The sequence below is a fragment of the Streptomyces hygroscopicus subsp. hygroscopicus genome (genome assembly GCF_030269125.1).
Taxonomy (GTDB): Bacteria; Actinomycetota; Actinomycetes; order Streptomycetales; family Streptomycetaceae; genus Streptomyces; species Streptomyces hygroscopicus_C.
Genome location: NZ_BSSM01000001.1, coordinates 684,185 through 701,691, shown reverse-complemented (window position 1 = coordinate 701,691; position 17,507 = coordinate 684,185). Strand labels below are relative to the sequence as shown.

At 73.5% G+C, this 17,507-nt stretch carries 12 protein-coding genes; 7 read left to right on the top strand and 5 right to left on the bottom strand.

The window, feature by feature from the left end; genetic code table 11:
* Positions 1–67 precede the first annotated feature (67 nt).
* The 5 genes from QSK45_RS02925 to QSK45_RS02905 all read left to right on the top strand — a co-directional run bounded on the left by QSK45_RS02925 (position 68) and on the right by QSK45_RS02905 (position 5,993).
* Positions 68–1,405, top strand: coding sequence for a radical SAM protein (locus QSK45_RS02925; protein WP_285552867.1), 1,338 nt, complete (start codon positions 68–70; stop codon positions 1,403–1,405).
* 138 nt (positions 1,406–1,543) lie between these two features.
* Complete coding sequence (locus QSK45_RS02920; RefSeq protein WP_285552865.1) at positions 1,544–3,010, top strand: cellulose-binding domain-containing protein; 1,467 nt, start codon at positions 1,544–1,546, stop codon at positions 3,008–3,010.
* Positions 3,011–3,227: 217 nt separating this feature from the next.
* Positions 3,228–3,425, top strand: a complete 198-nt coding sequence (locus QSK45_RS02915; protein WP_145486504.1) for a tautomerase family protein — start codon at positions 3,228–3,230, stop codon at positions 3,423–3,425.
* 160 nt (positions 3,426–3,585) lie between these two features.
* Entirely contained in the window at positions 3,586–4,860 is a 1,275-nt protein-coding gene (locus QSK45_RS02910; RefSeq protein ID WP_285552858.1) for a multidrug effflux MFS transporter, read from the top strand.
* 200 nt (positions 4,861–5,060) lie between these two features.
* Positions 5,061–5,993 (top strand): LysR family transcriptional regulator, encoded by a 933-nt coding sequence (locus tag QSK45_RS02905; RefSeq protein ID WP_285552857.1) that lies wholly within the window; start codon positions 5,061–5,063, stop codon positions 5,991–5,993.
* A gap of 93 nt (positions 5,994–6,086) precedes the next feature.
* On the opposite strand, the gene QSK45_RS02900 is transcribed toward QSK45_RS02905, so the two are convergent.
* Genes QSK45_RS02900 through QSK45_RS02880 form a run of 5 tightly spaced genes read right to left on the bottom strand, consistent with a single transcriptional unit; the run spans position 6,087 to position 11,582 of the window.
* Positions 6,087–6,971: a DUF6282 family protein gene (locus tag QSK45_RS02900; protein WP_285552856.1), complete on the bottom strand. Its 885-nt coding sequence runs from the start codon at positions 6,969–6,971 to the stop codon at positions 6,087–6,089.
* On the bottom strand, positions 6,958–7,665 hold the full coding sequence (locus QSK45_RS02895) for an RraA family protein (RefSeq protein WP_285552855.1): 708 nt from the start codon (positions 7,663–7,665) through the stop codon (positions 6,958–6,960). The genes QSK45_RS02900 and QSK45_RS02895 overlap by 14 nt, the downstream gene beginning before the upstream one ends.
* The gene (locus tag QSK45_RS02890; protein ID WP_285552854.1) at positions 7,662–9,866 is read right to left on the bottom strand and encodes an isocitrate/isopropylmalate family dehydrogenase; all 2,205 of its coding nucleotides are present in this window, start codon (positions 9,864–9,866) and stop codon (positions 7,662–7,664) included. The genes QSK45_RS02895 and QSK45_RS02890 overlap by 4 nt, the downstream gene beginning before the upstream one ends.
* On the bottom strand, positions 9,856–10,650 hold the full coding sequence (locus QSK45_RS02885) for an alpha/beta fold hydrolase (RefSeq protein WP_285552852.1): 795 nt from the start codon (positions 10,648–10,650) through the stop codon (positions 9,856–9,858). Before QSK45_RS02885 ends, QSK45_RS02890 begins: the two co-directional genes overlap by 11 nt.
* On the bottom strand, positions 10,647–11,582 hold the full coding sequence (locus QSK45_RS02880; protein ID WP_285552851.1) for a hydroxymethylglutaryl-CoA lyase-like TIM-barrel protein: 936 nt from the start codon (positions 11,580–11,582) through the stop codon (positions 10,647–10,649). The genes QSK45_RS02885 and QSK45_RS02880 overlap by 4 nt, the downstream gene beginning before the upstream one ends.
* A gap of 1,359 nt (positions 11,583–12,941) precedes the next feature.
* Here QSK45_RS02880 and rsgA point away from each other — a divergent pair.
* Together rsgA and QSK45_RS02870 are read left to right on the top strand one after the other, a co-directional pair.
* The gene (gene rsgA / locus QSK45_RS02875) at positions 12,942–14,036 is read left to right on the top strand and encodes a ribosome small subunit-dependent GTPase A (RefSeq protein WP_285552849.1); all 1,095 of its coding nucleotides are present in this window, start codon (positions 12,942–12,944) and stop codon (positions 14,034–14,036) included.
* Between the two features lie 566 nt (positions 14,037–14,602).
* A complete protein-coding gene (locus QSK45_RS02870; RefSeq protein WP_490993496.1) occupies positions 14,603–17,431 on the top strand; it encodes a SpoIIE family protein phosphatase in 2,829 nt (942 codons plus the stop codon).
* The last annotated feature ends 76 nt before the right edge of the window (positions 17,432–17,507 follow it).

Below are 17,507 nucleotides of genomic sequence, written 5' to 3'. Positions count from 1 at the left end.
GCACCGTCCCGCCCGAGCCGGGGGCATACGGTTGGGCAGTACGCCTGAGCCGGGAGGAGACATACGGATGGGCACTCGCACCGCACTGGTCGAGGATCTGATGGAGCGCTTCCCGCACGTGCCGCGGGAAGCCGTCTTCAAGGAGGACCTGCTCCGGGGCGGTGTCGCCTTCGACGAATCGGCCCTCAGCGACAACGAGAACGGGGACGTCAAGCCGAAGTCGTACTTCATCTTCTCCTTCGACCACGGCACCCTGCCCGAGCTGGGCGAGGCCGCGCTGCGCCGGCCCCCGGAGGAGATCATCCTCACCGGCGGGCCGTACGACCTGCGCCGCACGGTCGTCTCCGTACGGGTGAACCCCGCCTCCCCCTACCGGGTCGCCGCCGACGACGAGGGGATGCTCGGCCTCTACCTCGACGGCACGCGCATCGCCGACGTCGGCGTGCCGCCGATGCCCGAGTACTACCGGCACACCCTGTCCAACGGGAAGTCGGTGATGGAGGTCGCCCCCACCATCCAGTGGGGCTACCTCATCTACCTGACCGTCTTCCGGGTCTGCCAGTACTTCGGCGCCAAGGAGGAGTGCCAGTACTGCGACATCAACCACAACTGGCGCCAGCACAAGGCGGCGGGGCGGCCGTACACGGGCGTGAAGGACGTCGAGGAGGTCCTCGAAGCCCTGGAGATCATCGACCGGTACGACACCCAGAAGGCGTCCACCGCGTACACGCTCACCGGCGGCGCCATCACCAAGACGGTCGCCGGGCGGGACGAGGCCGACTTCTACGGCCACTACGCCAAGGCCATCGAGGAGCGCTTCCCGGGCCGCTGGATCGGCAAGGTCGTCGCCCAGGCGCTGCCCAAGGACGACGTGCGGCGGTTCAAGGACTACGGCGTGCAGATCTACCACCCCAACTTCGAGGTGTGGGACCGCCGGCTGTTCGAGCTGTACTGCCCCGGCAAGGAGCGCTACGTCGGCCGCGACGAGTGGCACAAGCGGATCCTGGACTCCGCCGAGATCTTCGGCGCGCGCAATGTGATCCCCAACTTCGTGGCGGGCGTGGAGATGGCGGAGCCGTTCGGCTTCACGACCGTCGACGAGGCGATCGCCTCCACGACCGAGGGCCTGCGCTTCTTCATGTCGCACGGCATCACGCCCCGCTTCACCACCTGGTGCCCCGAGCCCACCACCCCGCTCGGCAAGGCCAACCCGCAGGGCGCGCCGCTGGAGTACCACATCCGGCTGCTCCAGGCCTACCGCCAGACCATGGAGGACTTCGGGCTGTCCTCGCCGCCCGGCTACGGCCCGCCCGGACCCGGTCGCGCGGTCTTCTCGGTCAGCTCCTTCATGGACAGCCTGCCCGCGCAGGAGCCGGACGGGGCGCAGGAGCCGACCACGGCCTGAGTTGCTACGGTGCGTGATTGCGCGCGCACGGGCCGCCTTGTCAGCGGGGCCGGGCCCGTGAAAGGCTCGGTTCCGCGAGGTTACGCCAACTCCGTCGTCCCTGTGGCGAGTTGACCTCGTCCGTGATGCAGGAGTTCCATGCCCGAGCTGCCGACCCCTCAGGGCGACACCGAGGCCGCGCTGTTCTCGGAGGCCTGGGACGCGGTGCTCGCGTACGCCGCCCTGTGCGCCTCCGGGCCGGCCGCCGCCCACCGGCTGGCCACCGAGGCGTTCACCCTCGGCATGCGCGAGGTCCGCGCCGCCGGACGCACCCATGTGCGCGGCGCGGGCCGGCGTCCCGCCCGGCTGCCGACCATCCCGGTCCTGCTCGGGGCCGTCCGCACCACCGCGGCCACCTGGTCGGCCGCGGGCCGGGGCCGTCTGCTCGCGCCGGGCCTGCCCCGGTGGCTGACCTCCCCGGAGGCGTCCCGCCTCACCGGCCCGCCCCGCGCCCACCCGCCGGCCCTGCGCGCCCTGCGCGAGTTGAGGGAGACGGACGCGGCCCTGCTGTGGCTGGCCGAGGTGGAGTCCCTGCCGCTGCCCGCGGCGGCGCACCGGCTGGGGCTGGACCCGGCCACCGCGCGGGCCGAACTCGACCGGGTCCGGGCGCTGTTCCGGGACGGCTGGCACCGCGCCCGGGGTGGCGCTCCGGCGGCCGGGGACGACGGGCCGGCCGCGGTGCTGGCCCGCGGGGTGATCGGCTGGGGCGGGCTGGACTATCTGGAACTGCGCCGGCGGTCCGCCGAGATGCGGCTCGGCACCGGGCGGGCGGCGGACCCCGGCAGGGGCGAGCCCGCGGAACGACCGGGGCCCGCCCGGTGGTTGCGCGGCGGCGGGATGTTCGCCACCGCCCTGCTGCTGTCGGCGATGGCGCTGGGCGCGTCGCTCATGGCGCCCGGCGGCTCCGGCACGGACTCCTTCGCCGCGCGGGACGACGCCGCCGCCACCCGCGACGACACCTCCGCACCCGACGACACCTCGGTACCCGAGGACGCCTCGGCACCCGACGGTGCCGGGACGTCCGGCGACAACACCGCCCGGGGCAGCGGTCGTACGGGAGTGCGCCCCACCGCCGCGGGCACCTCCCCGGCGCCCGCGCCCGCCGCCCCGCCCTCCCCGGCCCGCACGCCCTCCTCCCCGGGCAGCCGCGACGCCGGCCGCGCGCGCCCCTCGCGCACCCCCGACTCCCCGTCCCGGGGCCTCTCCTCCCTCGCCCGCGGCCCCGGCGGCACGACGGCCCCCGCGGCGACCCCGACGGCCCCCTGTCACATCGCCTACGACCTGGTCAGCCAGTGGTCCGGCGGCTTCCAGGCCACCGTCACGGTCACTTCCGAGCGGGCCCTCGCCGGATGGACGGTCGACTGGGCGTTCCCGGACGGCCAGCGGATCGGCCTGACGTGGGACGCCACCGCCCTCCAGAGCGGCGCGGAGGTCACCGCCACCGCGGCCGCCTACGACGAGGCCGTCCCGGCCCGCGCCGCCGTGTCCTTCGGCTTCACCGGCACCTGGACGGGCGCCAACCGCGCCCCGCACGCCTTCACGCTCAACGGCCGGCCCTGCGCGTAGGCGCGGGTGCGCTCACCGCGCCCGGGGTGACTGGTCTCTACCTGACGCGTCGTCGTGCGGCCGCCTCACCTGGACGTATCACGACTCGTGATTGTTCTCAGAGCGGATTGCGTCTTGGCCGGTCCCGGGTCCGGTGCTGGACTGGCTCCACGGCGGATCCCGGCTGACCGGCCGAGGTCCGTGCGTCTTCGGCACAACCTCGATCCAGGAGAACGCGATGCCTCTCATCCACGTGCAGCAGACCCCCGGCAAGACCGCCGAGCAGAAGGCCGAGCTGGTCCGTGAGCTGACCGACGCCTACGTCAAGGCCACCGGGAGCAAGCCCGAGAGTGTCTGGGTGACCGTGCAGGAGATCGCCACCGACAGCTGGTCCATCGCCGGCGAGACGCTCGCCGCCCGCGCCGCCAAGCGCTGACCCGGCGGGCCGGTCCCAAGCCGCCGTTTCCGGGTCGAGATCCCCCGTCAGACCCGGAAACGGCTCACCCCTCGGCCGGCCCGTGCCGGCCATCCCTCCCCCGCACGCGGACGGGAGTCCCGCACCGACTCGTCCTTGACCGAGGAAGTTGCCACGTACCATGAAGACCGCCACGAAACGGACTCCCTACGCCCTGCTGCTCGCCGTCCTGTCCTCGCTGAACGCGGGTGGCCTGTTCGCCTCCGACATCAACCTGCCCGGCGTGCCGGCCACCGCGCACGCCTTCCACACGCCCGTCGCGTCGGTGCAGTGGACGTTCAGCGCCTTCATGATCGGCATCGCGGTGTCACAAGCGGTCTACGGGCCCATATCGGACGCCTACGGCCGTAAGCGCGTCATCGTCTCCGGGCTCGGCCTGTTCGTCCTCGCCTCGCTGGTGTGCGCCGCGGCGCCCACGGTCGAGGTGTTCGGCGCGAGCCGCCTCCTCCAGGCGCTGGGCGCCGGCTCGGGCATGGTGCTCGGCAGGGCGGTGATCAGCGACCTGTACGAGGAGAAGGACGCGGCCCGGATGTTCGCGACGGTCATGCCGATCGTCGGTGTCTCCCCGTCCGTCGCCCCGCTGATCGGCGGCTATCTGACGACCTATGTCTCCTGGCGCGCGCCGTTCGTGGTCACCGCGGTGATCGGCCTGGTGACCCTGGTCGCGATGATCACCGCGATCCCCGAGAGCCTGCCGCCGGAGCGGCGCAGCAAGCACCTGGGCGCCACCCTGAGAAGTTACCCGAAGCTGCTGGGCCGCCCGCTGTTCTGGGCCTACACGGTCAACCTGTGCGTGGCGTACGGCGGTTACTTCGGCTACCTCGCGGCCTCTCCGCTGGTCTTCGAGAAGATGAGGCTGGCCACCGAGACCACCAGCTACTGCTACATCACCGTCTCGCTCGCCTACGTCGCGGGCAACCTCACCTCGCGCGCCCTGGTCCGCACCCGGTCCGTCAACCGGCTGCTGTGGACGGGGCACGGCTTCTTCCTCGTCGGCGCGCTGATGATGCTCGGCCTCGGCCTCAGCGGGGCGGGCGGGCGCTGGGGCCTGCTGGTGCTGGTCTTCATGCCGGTGATGACCTTCGGCAACGGCTTCCTGCTGCCGCTGTCGATGAGCGCGGGCGTGACCACGTTCCGGTCGACCGCCGGTTCCGCCTCCGGACTGATGGGCGCGCTCCAGCTGCTGTCCGCCTCGCTGGGCATCTACCTCTCCAGCCGGCTGCCCGCGGGCGACCTGTTCGCCCTCGGCTGGTTCGTGCTGATCGCCGCGGTGCTCGGGATATCCGCCTTCGCCCTCTTCCTGTCCCTGGCGAACCGGAAGCCGACGGTCGTGCCCGCGCCGGCCGGAGCGGACGACAGGCCGGCCGCCGAACTGCAGGAAGCCGCCATGGAATAGGGCCCTCGGTACGACGGTGGCGGGACCTGCTCAGGGGCGGGTCCCGCCTTCGGGTACGGCCGCGGCCGCGGGGTGTGCGAGGATTCCTCTGCGCGACCCCGAAGGCTGTATTGCGTCATTCATCGACATTGAATCGATCACCGGCAACGTATTTTGAGATTCAATCACAGGGTCGCCCGCTCGGAGGATTGGGGGGTCCTGTGGAACTGCGTCAGATCCAGTACTTCGTCGCCGTCGCGGAGGAGCTGCATTTCGGCAGAGCGGCGGAGCGGCTGCACATCGGCCAGCCCGCGGTCAGCCAGCAGGTGCGCCGGCTGGAACGGGAACTGCGCACCCAGCTCTTCGACCGCTCCAGCCGTACCGTCACGCTCACCGCGGCCGGCCAGGCCCTGCTGCCCGAGGGCCGCGCGCTGCTGAAGGCGCTGGACTCCTTCGCCGCCAAGGCCCAGCGGCTGGCCGCGCAGAGCGATGCCACCTTCCGGGTCGGGATCAGCTCCGCCCTCGGGGAGCGCCTGGACGACTTCCTGGACGCGCTGCCCGACTCCGGCTCCGGCACGCGCTTCGAGTTCCAGACCCTCGGCGCCCACAACCGGCTGGAGAAGGTCCGGGCCGGGCGGCTGGACGCGGCCTTCGTACGGGGCGTCGAAAGCGCCCCGGGCCTGCGGCTGCTCACGCTCTGGTACGACCCCCTGGTCGCGGCCCTCCCGGCCGCCCACCCGCTGTCCGGGCGCACGAGCCTGAACCTCGCCGACCTGGCCGGAATCCCCCTGCGTATCGCGTCCCGCAGCGAGAACCCGGCGCTGTACGACGCCGTCGTCGCCGCGTGCCGCAAGGCCGGTTTCGAACCCACCTTCGGCGCGCCCGTCACGGGATTCCAGGACACCCTCGCCGAGATCGGCGCGAGCGGCGACGGCTGGACACTGATGTACCCGACGGCGGCCGACACCGTCTCCTCACGCCGGATCGCACTGCTCCCGCTGGACGGGGAGCCCATCACCATGCGCATGTTTCTCGCGCTGCCCGAGAACGCGGACCCGACGCGCCTGGAGCTGCTCACCGCGACGGCCGCACGAGTGCGCCGCAAGACCGCGCAGGAGAACCGGAGACCGGCGCCGAACGGCGCCTCGACGTGATCCCGGTATCGCCGGCCCCGGCCGACTCCCCCTCGCACGCGCTCGGGCGGGCCCGGAACCCCGGGCCCGCCCGAGCGGCTGCCACCAGTCGGCCTACAGGCCGAGCATCCTCAGCGGCGCGTCCCGCACGACCTCGGTGATCCGTTCCTCGCCGAGGCCGGCCTTCGAGAACCACTCCCGGCTCCGCGCCCACCACGCGCCGATGTCCATCTGGGAGGTCTGCCCCAGGTCGGAGCTGTAGACGACCCGCGGCACCCGGGCGAGGACGGCGGAGAAGTCGTCCCATTCCTGGTAGCCCAGCAGGTACGTCAGCGCGGTCTGCTCGGTGTAGACCTGCCGCGCCGACGCGATGTCCAGGAGGTCGGCGCAGCTCAGACCGGTCATCGGGTTGGCCGGCTGATTGAGCATCAGGCGCGGCACGTCGAGCTTCACCGCCTCCTCGACGAGCAGGGCCACCTCGCGCCCGTCGGCGTGGCCGGTGGAGATCACGACCGGCAGGTCGCGGGCCATGCGCAGGATCTCGCGCACCTCCGCGCGCAGCCCGCCCGACCCGTCCGTGACGGTGAGCGGACGCAGTCCGTCCCGGGCCAGCAGCGGATGGGCCGGGGTACGGGCCAGACGGCTCCTGTGGGTGCGGCCGGTCGCGGTCGGCAGATGGACGACGAGGCGCAGACCGCTGTCCTCCCCGTGCTGGACGACGGCCTGTTCCACCAGCCGGGGGTCCAGGCCGCCCGCGATGTCGTTGAGCACGATCGATCCCGACACGGGCAGGCCCTGCTGCCGGGCCTCCCACGCCTGGGCCGCGGTGGAGCCCAGGTGGTTCTTCAGCACCACCCATCCGCCGAGTTCGGCGTAGCGGGCGCCGGCCTCGGCCGCGGTGTGCCGTCGTACGTACGCGTCCGGACCCACGTGGTAGTGGACGTCCACGAAGCCGGTGCGCTCGGCGGTGGCCGCGGGCCGGGTGTCAGCGGGCGTCATCGTGGCCCTCGTCCTCCCACGGGCGCGCGTAGCCGTAGCGGGCCCGCGCCTCGTCCAGCCGGGTGCCGTCCAGGGCGGCCTCCCGGATGCGCCGTTCCGTCCGCTCGACGGCTTCGGCGCGGCGGACGACCTCCGCCACGAGGTCGGCGGGGATGCGCAGCGCCCCGTTGTCGTCCGCGAACACCAGGTCGCCGGGGCGGACGACGGTGCCGGCGATGTCCAGGTCGATGCCGGTGCGCTCCAGCACCACCCGGTTCTTGCCGCTGACCATGGTGACCGCGCTGCTGAAGAGCGGGTAGCCCGCCTCGCGGGTCTCCCGTACGTCGCGTACGGCGCCGTGCACGACGGTGCCCGCGATCTCCCGGCGCAGCGCCACCGAGGTGAGCAGGGAACCCCAGTTGGTGCACGCGCCGGTGCCGCCGTTGTCCACGACCACGACCGAACCGGGCGGCACGTCGTCGATGTAGTTGGCGGCGTTGTGGAACGCGCCGTCGTCCTCGATGGGCCGGTAGCGCAGGGTGAACGCCGGGCCGAAGGCCACGCTGCCGGGGGTGCGGGCGCTGATGCCCGGCAGCACGCACGGCGCGGCCCGCAGGCTGTCCACCGCGTCGGAGAGGGCGGCGGTGTCCAGCCGTGCCAGGCGGGCGCGCAGGGCGCTGTCCGGCATCGGGTCGGCGGATGCGGCGGTGGTCATGCGGTCTCCTCCACGAGACGACGGGCGAGGGTCCAGGCGGCGAAGTGGACGGCGTAGGTGATGACTTCGGGGCCCCGGTTGGGGACGGTCAGTTCGCCGGTGTACTCGGGTGCCCCGTCGCGCACCGCGCACAGGAGGCGGACGGTGCCCGTGTGGTCCTCCGGACCCCCGCCGTCCCAGGTCGCCCCCAGCGTCACGGACACCCCGCCGTCCGGCGTCCCGTCCGGCGCCGGCCGCCGTGCGGCGGCCAGTTCGGCCGCGAACCGGCCGCCGGTTACCCGGTCGGCCGCGTCCAGGGCCAGTCCGCGGGCGTCGAGCAGCGCGGCCAGCTCCTGGACGGCGGTGCGCTCCCTGCCGGTGACCACGTACGCGCCCAGTGCGTCGTCCAGCCGCTTCGCGAGCTCGTCCGCGCCGTCGGGCGGGCAGTCGATCCGGACGTCGACGTACGGGTAGTGCCAGCGGTAGGCGGGCTTGACGCCGAGCCCCATGTCCCGGACGAGGGCGTCCACCGCGGCGGCGGCGTCCGCCTCGATGACCCCGAGGGTGCGCCGGAACACCGTGACGACGGGCTCCGGTAGGGGGAGATGGGCGAGGCCGTCGCGCAGGAGGGCGTCGAGCATCGGCAGGCACTCGCGCGGCGGGCCGGGGAGCATGACCACCGTGGTGCCCTGCACGTCGAGGCGGCAGCCCCAGGCGGTGCCGTTGGTGTTGGGCAGCAGTTCGGCGCCCTCGGGGAACCGCGCCTGGCGGCGGTTGTCCTCGTGGACGGCCACGCCGAAGCGGGTGAGCCGTTCGACGACGCCCTGCCAGGCCTCCTCGCGGTGCTCCAGCGGGCGGCCCAGCGCGCGGGCGACCCCGACCCGGGTCACGTCGTCCGAGGTGGGACCGAGACCGCCCATGACCACGACCACGTCGTCACGGCCGATGGAGGCACGCACCGCGTCCGCGATCGCCGCCTCGTCGTCCCCGACGGTGTGCCGGACGCGGACCGGCACGCCGCGGGCGGCGAGCCTGCGGGACGCCTCGCCCGCGTTGGAGTCCTCCAGGGCGGCCCGCAGCAGCTCGTCGCCGATGGTGACGACGGCGGCGGTGTGGGCGCGCGGCACGGCACGGCAGGCGTCCCGCACCGACGCGGCGCACTGCGTGGTGGTCGCCGTACCGCCCAGGTCGTACGTCACCCGGTCCCGGCGGCGCGTGACGTGCGAGACCGCGTCCCGCACCTGGCCGGCGGCCTCGCCGAAGCCGAGGTGTTCGAGCAGCAGGCCGATGGTGAGGAAGGCGGCGAGCGGGTTGGCCCGGCCGGTGCCGGCCAGGGCGGGGGCGCTGCCGTGCACCGGCTCGAAGTAGTTGCCGTTCTCCCCGATGTTGGCGCTGGGCGCGAGGCCGAGCCCGCCCATCACACCGCCGCCGAGGTCGGACAGGATGTCGCCGAACATGTTCTCGGCGACGATGACCCCGAAGCGCTCCGGGCGCCGGGCCATCCACAGCGCGACGGCGTCCACGTTGAGGATCTCGTACTCGATCTCCGGGTAGTCCGCGGCGATCTCCTCCAGGCGTCCGCGGGCGTACGCGCTGCTCTGCCGCAGGACGTTCGGCTTGTCGGCGAGGGTGACCCGGGGGTGCCCGTGGACCCGGGCGTGCTCGAAGGCGAAGCGCAGGATGCGGTCCAGGCCGTGCCGGGTGAGCATCCGCACGCTCGCGGTGGTGGCGCCGCGGCCGCTGCGGCGGGCGTTGGGGTGGTCGGCGAGGAGCGGCCACATCTCCTCGGGCACCCGGTCCCAGTCGAGGCCCGCGTAGAGGCCCTCGGTGTTCTCGCGTACGACGCAGAAGCGGTACGGGGTGCCGCCGAGGTGGTTCTCGACCGGCCGGAGGTTGGCGAACAGGTCCAGCCGCTGGCGCAGTTGGATGATGGGGGACACGTACTGCGGGGCCCGCTCGCGCAGGTGCGGCCGGAGGTCGGCCAGGGCCTCGCGCCCCGGCTTGCTGGTGGTGGCGCCGAGCAGCACGGCGTCGCTGCGGTCGATCAGGTCCCAGGTGCGCTCGGGCACCGGGTTCCCCTCGGTGCGCCAGAACTCCCAGCCGATGTCCCCGTGTTCCAGTGTGATGGGCAGTCCGAGGTCGTCGATGACCGGGAGGGCCGCGTCGAGGACTTCGGGGCCGATGCCATCGCCGGGGAGGACTGCGACGGTCTTACTTCTCATGGATCCTCTTCGTTCGCTGTGCTTCAAGGAATGCGGCGACGGCCTGTCGGGTGACGCCCGGCTGGTCGGCGTGGGGACGCATGCCCGCCCCCGGGACACCGACGCGGGTGTGTCCGGGACCGGTTGCGAGGTGATGGTCCCGGACGAGCTTCGACTCGGTGCCGTAGACGTGCAGCAGCCCGCCGGGGAACGCCTCGACCCGGCGGCGGGCGTCCACGCGGTGCAGCAGGCGCAGCCCGGCGGCCAACCGCCGTCCGTGCAGCGGGTCCTCGTCGGGGTGGCGTGGGCCGCCGGGCGCCGGGGAGGGCGCCGCGGGACCGCGGACCACCTCGTGCAGCAGGTCCAGGGCCGCCGCCGTGCCGTGCGACGCCACGGCCGCCGCGACGCGTTCCAGCGTCGCGTCGAGCGGCCCGTCGGCCACCGTGGGGGCGGACAGCAGGACGACGTCGGTCCGGTGCGTCCAGGGCTGGTCGAGGAGATGCTGTACGACGGCTCCGCCCAGGGCGTTGCCGGCGAGCAGGTCGGGTTCCTCGGCGCGCAGGACGCCCGCCCACCGGTCGGCGAGCGCCGCGAGGTCGTCGCCCTCGCACAGCAGCGAGAGGGTGTCGTACACGGTCACGCGGTGGCCGCTCGACAGCAGTGCCCCGGCGACGGGTTCGAAGAAGGCGCCCTGGTCCCACCGCGCCATGACCGGGCCCAGTACGCAGGCGGTGCGGGGTGCTCCCGCGTCGCCCAGGCGTACGGCGACCGGGGCGGGGACGGGGGTCGCGGTCGGCGAGGTCATGCCGCGACCCCCGGGGAGGTGAGTTCGCGCGCGGCGCTGAAGGCGGCACCCATGTGGTCCACGGGCAGCTTGGCGCGTTCCTCGACGGAGAGGTCGAAGTGGCCGAGGACCAGGTCCGGCAGCGGCAGCGACGGCTTGGCCTCGGCGATCTCGGACTCCATGCGGTGCGCGAGGGTGAGGATCCGCCCGAGGTCGTACCGGTCGGTCCGGCCGGCCCGGCCGAGGTAGGCCAGCCACTGCTCGGTGATCAGGTTGCCGGGGCCCTTGCCCATGCCGAGCACGGAGGAGTCGATCCAGGTGGCGCCCGCGTCGACCGCCGCGATGGAGTTGGCCAGCGCCAGGCCCAGGTTGTTGTGCGCGTGCAGGCCGATGGCGGATCCGGTCACCGAGCGCACGAGGGTGACCAGCCGGGCGACCTCGTCCGGCAGGAGGCTGCCGTTGGAGTCCGCCAGGTAGATCACGTCCGCGCCCGCGTCCTCGGACAGCGCGGCGAGCTCCACGAGCCGCCGGCGGTCGAGCTGGCTGACGCGGGTGATGTTCACGGTGGTGGTGAAGCCGGTGTCCGCCGCCTTGCGGAGCATGGCCAGGCCGGGTTCGGGCGTCTTGGACGGCAGGCAGAACCGCACGAGCCGCACGCCCGCCTCGAACATCCGGGTGAGGTCGTCGTCCTCGATGTTCTTCGGGTGCAGGATCATGCAGATCCGCTCGGGCGGTACGACCTCGGCCACGGCCCGTATGTAGTCGTCGGTGCCCACGCCCGTCAGACCCAGACCCGGCCTGGGCTGGAAGGACCCGTTGCGGTAGCCGATCTCAACCCACTCGACACCGGCTTCGACGCTCTCCCGGGCGTGGTGCAGGGCGTAGTCGAGCGAGAAGTCGAAGTTGTTGCGGTATCCCCCGTCTCGCAGCGTCACATCGAGATTGGTGACCATGTCTCCTCCGTTGACTGTCCGAGGTGGCGGCCGGGAAGGCGAGACTGATGGCGGGCATCGTGAACCGCGTTGAAAAACCGGTGTCAACGGATAACTGACACACAGCGGCGATTTCCCCCGTCCCCGTCGCCCTGATTCAATGCTTCAACAGGTCCGCAAGAAAACCGGCAGTTCCGGAACGGAACATCTGCCGGGCGGACCCGGAATTCTCCGTGGTACAACGATCAAGCATTCGCGTCGCCGGCTGCGACCCCCGAAAACTCCACTGATTCCCCCGTATTTCTCCGAAAAGGGCCACTGCCCCAGTGATGCTCGCACAGCGTGCCGCAATTGCCGAAGAAATTTACTGTTTATATACCATGAGCCGACCCGTTGGGGTTTCGGCTGGTCCGGGCGTCATGAACGTGCGTCCCTGGGGGTTTTGTGGGGGTCTGCTGGCCGTACGTGCTCGGTCACGCGCCAAGTTCAGCATCGATGCACGGGCCGTCCAAGACGCAATCCGCTATTGCACCGATCATGATTGGTGATGGTCCGCAGGCGCTCCCGCCGGTGAGGCGATGCCGGGGTCGCCCAGTTGTTTCACCGTTTTATCCTGCGGGTCTTGCGCACGAAACAGAACGTTCAATGCGGCCGGTTGCCTCGATTCCTCAGGGGAGTATCAGCGATAGCCGGTCGATTCGTACACCCCCTGGCACGGATCCGTGCGGCGCGGCTCCGGCCGCAGCGGCGTCGGACCCGGCTCCGGTGCCGCTCCACGGCCGCGACGACGTCCCCTGGCGGACCTCCGGCACGCTACGGGCCCGCCGCCGACCTGCCCGTGTGCCCTCGCGTGCCGGCCCGCACCGGCTTTCCGGGGTCCCGACGGCGACCCGGCCCCCGGGGTGTGCCGGCGCGTCCCCGACCCGCGGGCCGGGCGCGGCCCGCCACCGGACAGGACCGGCCGCGCCGCCGAGGGCCGTCGGCACGGAGCCCTCGTCACCGAACGCCCGCACCGCTGGCGCGCGCCTGCGCGACGGGGGGAGCGGGTCGGTGCCGAGAGGGGGTGGCGGGGTGCGGCGCGCCGGACGACGAGGCGCGCGTGACGAGGTGCGTCACTCGCCTCCGCCACCCCGTCGCTGCGGGCGCGTCAATTCGGTGGCGCTCGCGGCGGGGTCGTCCTAGGGTGAGGGCCACTTCGCGAGGCGGCCGCCGGCCGCCGCTGGCGACCGAGCGTGGAAGAGGAGGTGTCGACGATGGCTGTCACGGTGCGGGGCGCTGCCCACATCCAGGAACTCCCCAAGTCCACCTCCGTGGCCACCGGCTGACCCGAGCGCGTCGCAGACCGCTCCTTCCCGGGGCCGCCCTTGTGAAGGGTCTCCCTTGACTTCCACCTCTGGTGTGCACTCCGCGCTGGCTCCCTACGGCTGGGACGACGACTGGGCCGACGCGTTCACCCCGCACGCGGCCGACGGGCTGCTGCCCGGCCGGGTCGTACGGGTCGACCGCGGCCAGTGCGACGTCGTCACCGCCGGCGGGGTCGTCCGCGCCGACACCGCCTTCGTCACCCCCCACGACCCGATGCGGGTCGTCTGCACCGGCGACTGGGTCGCCGTCGAGGCGGGTGGAAACCCCCGGTACGTCCGGGCGTATCTGCCGCGCCGCACCGCCTTCGTGCGGTCCACCTCCTCCAAGCGGTCCGACGGGCAGATCCTCGCGGCCAACGTCGACCACGCGGTCGTCGCGGTGTCCCTCGCGGTCGAACTCGACCTCGGCCGCGTCGAACGCTTCCTCGCGCTCGCGTGGGAGTCCGGTGCACAGCCCGTGGTCGTGCTCACCAAGGCCGACCTCGTGGGCGATCCGGTCACGCTGGCCCACCTCGTCCAGGACGTCGAGGCGAGCGCGCCCGGCGTGCCGGTGCTCGGCGTCAGCGCCCGCACCGGCGACGGGCTCGACGGCCTGCTCGCACTCGTCGGCTCCGGCACGTCCGTGCTGCTCGGCCAGTCCGGCGCGGGCAAGTCCACCCTGGCCAACGCGCTCGTCGGGGAGGACGTCATGGACGTCCGGGCCGCCCGGGACGTCGACGGCAAGGGGCGGCACACCACGACCACCCGCAACCTGCTGGTCCTGCCCTCCGGGGGTGTCCTCATCGACACTCCCGGGCTGCGCGGGGTGGGCCTGTTCGACGCCGAGAGCGGGGTCGGGCAGGTGTTCGCCGAGATCGAGGAACTGGCCGAGCGGTGCCGCTTCCACGACTGCGCCCACGAGAGCGAGCCGGGCTGCGCGGTGCGCTCCGCGGTCGACAGCGGTGAACTGGCCGCACGACGTCTGGACAGCTACCGCAAACTGGTCCGCGAGAACCAGTGGATCGTCGCCAAGACCGACGCCCGCGTCCGCGCGGAACTCCGCCGTGAATGGAAACGCAAGGGCGCGGAGGGCCGGGCCTCGATGCAGTTCAAGAGGGGCCGCTGGACCTGAGCGGTTCAGGGTGGGGCTCCGCGGGACGGCTCGGATGGCCCGGACGGCCCGGCGGCCCGGGGGCCCCGCCCGTGTCCCCGAACCCGTATCGCCCCCGCCCCGTATCGCCCCAGCCCGGGTCCGCCCCTCGCCCGGGTCCGGCCCCCGCCCCGGTTTGGTCCGGCCCGGGTTCGGGCCCCCGCCCCGGTTTGGTCCGGCCCGGGTTCGGGCCCCCGCCCCGGGTTCGGTCCGGCCCGGGTTCGGGCCCCCGCCCCGGGTTCGGTCCGGCCCGGGTCCGGCCCCCGCCCCGGGTCCGGCCCCGCCCCGGTTCGGCCCCCGCCCGGGTCCGGCCCCCGCCTCGGTTCGGCCCGGCCCGGACCGGGGCGAGGGCCACCCCGGCCGACGCGCCTCCCCGGCGCCCGCACCCTCCGTGCCCCCGTCCGGAACCCCCGGTCCCCGTCCGGAACCCCCGGTCCCCGTCCGGAACCCCCGGTCCCCGTCCGGAACCCCCACCCCGCACCCCCTGATCCGCTCTCCCCGGCAGGTCGCGCTGTGTCCCCTTCGGAGGTGAATGCTAGAAATGCACCATGAAGAGGCGTTTCGGCCTGTCTCCGGGGTGGGACGCTTCCGCCCCGGCCGGAGCGTCCTCGGCCGCCGCCGACTCCGGCCGGCTGAGGCGGCTGCCGCCGGGTGTCCGGACCGTTGCCGGACAGATGTTCGTCCTGCAGATCGTCATCCTGCTGCTGTTCGGCGCGGCGGCCGGCGTCACCCTGGTCCTCCAGGCGCGCCAGGCCGGCCTGAACGAGGCGCGGCACCGCACCCTCGCCGCCGCCGTGGGTTTCGCCCACGCGCCCGGCACGCTCGACGCGATGCGCTCCCGGGACCCCAGCGCGGTGCTGCAACCCCGCGCCGAACAGGTCCGCAGGGAGACCGGCGTCGACTACCTGGTCGCGTTCAGCCCGGCCGGCATCCGCTGGACCCACCCCGACCCCCGCCTCATCGGCAAGCACGTCATAGGCTCCTACGCGCGGCCGCTGCACGGCCACCTGAACACCCTGACCCACTCCACCCCCATCGGCGTGGCCGTGGACTCGACCGCACCCGTCCTCGACGCCCACGACAGGGTCGTCGGACTGGTCTCCGCCGGCATCACCGTGCGCAGCATCGAACAGCAGGTGATCCGCCAACTGCCCCTGCTGTTCGCCGCCGGCGGCTGCGCGCTGCTGATGGCCACCGCCGGCGGCGCCCTGGTCCACCGCCGGCTGCGGCGCCAGACCCGCGGCCTGGAACCGGACGAGCTGCGCCGGATGTACGACCACCACGACGCCGTCCTGCACGCCGCGCGCGAGGGTGTCCTCATCGTCGCCGCCGACGGCACCCTGCTGCTCGCCAACGACGAGGCCCGGCGCCTGCTCGGCCTCCCCGAGGACGCCGAGGGCCGTCAGCTCACCGACCTCGGCCTCGCGGGGCCCCTCGCCGCGGTGCTCACCTCCGACCCCCCGGCCACGGACGAGGTGTGCGAGGCGGGCGACCGGCTGCTCGCGGTGAGCGTCCGGCCGACCGCGCCGCGCGGCTGCCGGCCCTCCAGCATCGTCACCCTGCGCGACACCACCGAACTGCGTGCCGTAGCCGGCCGCGCCGCCGTCGCCCAGCGGCGGCTGCGACTGCTGTACGACGCGATGAGCAGGATCGGCACCACCCTCGACGTGGCGCGCACGGCCGAGGAACTGACCCGGTTCACCGTGCCCCGGTTCGCCGACTACGCCTGCGTGGACCTCCTCGACTCGATCCTGCGCGGCGGTGAGCCCGAGGGCACGATGATGCGCCGTACGGCCCTCACCGGCATCGACGCCGACCACCCGCTGTACCCCGTCGGCACCCTCGTGGACTTCGCCTCCCGGACCCCGCAGGCCATCGGCCTCGGCACCGGCGCGCCGGTCCTGGAGCCCGACCTGCGCAAGGACACCGGATGGCAGGAGAACGACCCCGACAACGCGCGGCGCATCCTCGATCACGGCATCCGCTCGATGCTGGTGGTGCCGGTGCGCGCCCGGGGCGTCCTCATGGGCGTGGCGAGCTTCTGGCGTTCCGCGCTCGCCGAGCCGTTCGAGGAGGAGGACCGGGCGGTCGCCGAGGAACTGGTGGCCCGCGCCGCGGTCGCCATCGACAACGCCCGCCGCTACACCCGCGAGCACACCACCGCCGTCACCCTCCAGCGCAGCCTGCTGCCGCGCGGCATCCCGGACCAGTCCGCGCTGGAGGTGGCCTACCGCTATCTGCCCGCGCAGGCCGGGGTGGGCGGCGACTGGTTCGACGTCATCCCGCTGCCGGGCGCCCGGGTGGCGCTGGTCGTCGGCGACGTCGTGGGACACGGGCTGCACGCGGCGGCCACCATGGGCCGGCTGCGCACCGCCGTGCACAACTTCTCCGCCCTCGACCTCAGCCCCGACGAACTCCTCGTCCACCTGGACGAACTGGTCAGCCGCATCGACAGCGACGAGCGCGGCGACGGCACGGCCGAGGGGTCGCCTAAGGACGGGCGGGTCGCGCGCGACGGCATCGCGCACGTCACCGGCGCCAGCTGCCTCTACGCGCTCTACGACCCGGTCGGCGGCCGCGTCACCATCGCGCGGGCCGGCCACCCCGGCCCCGCCCTGATCCTGCCCGACGGCACCGCCACCTACCCCGACGTGCCCGTCTCCCCGCCGCTCGGCCTCGGCGACGGCATGCCCGTGGAGACGCTGGAGCTGGAGCTGCCGGAGGGCTCGCACCTGGTGCTGTACACCGACGGGCTGCTGGAGGACCGCCAACGGGACATCGGCACCGGTCTCGACCTGCTGCGCGACACGCTGGCCGACTCGGCGGGGCGCGGTCCCGAGGCCCTGTGCACCGCCGTCCTCGACGCGGTGCTGCCCGCCCGGCCGATCGACGACGTCGCCCTGCTGGTGGCCCGTACCCGGCTGCTGGGCGCCGACCACGTGGCCGAGTGGGACGTGCCCCGCGATCCCGCGGCCGTGGCCCCGGTCCGCGCCGAGTGCGCCGCCACCCTGGAGGCATGGGGGCTCGGGGACGTCGGGTACACCGCCGAGCTGATCCTCAGCGAGCTGATCACCAACGCGGTCCGCTACGGCTCCCCGCCCATCCGCGTCCGCCTGCTCCGCGACCGCGGCCTGATCTGCGAGGTCGCCGACGGCAGCAGCACCGCCCCGCATCCGCGCCGGGCGGCGGCCACCGACGAGGGCGGCCGGGGGCTGTTCCTCGTCGCCCAGCTCGCCACCCGCTGGGGCACCCGCTACACCCCGCGCGGCAAGGTGATCTGGGCCGAGCTGTCCCCGCAGCAGGACGGCCCGGGGCCGGCCGAGGGCGCGGGCGAGGACAGCACGGACGACATCCTGGACCAGTGGGAGGCCCTCTAGCCTCCTCGAAGGCGCCTCAGCTGCGTGTCCGTTTTCCGCCAGCCGGCACCCGCGGCCACGGGCCACACTGGAACCC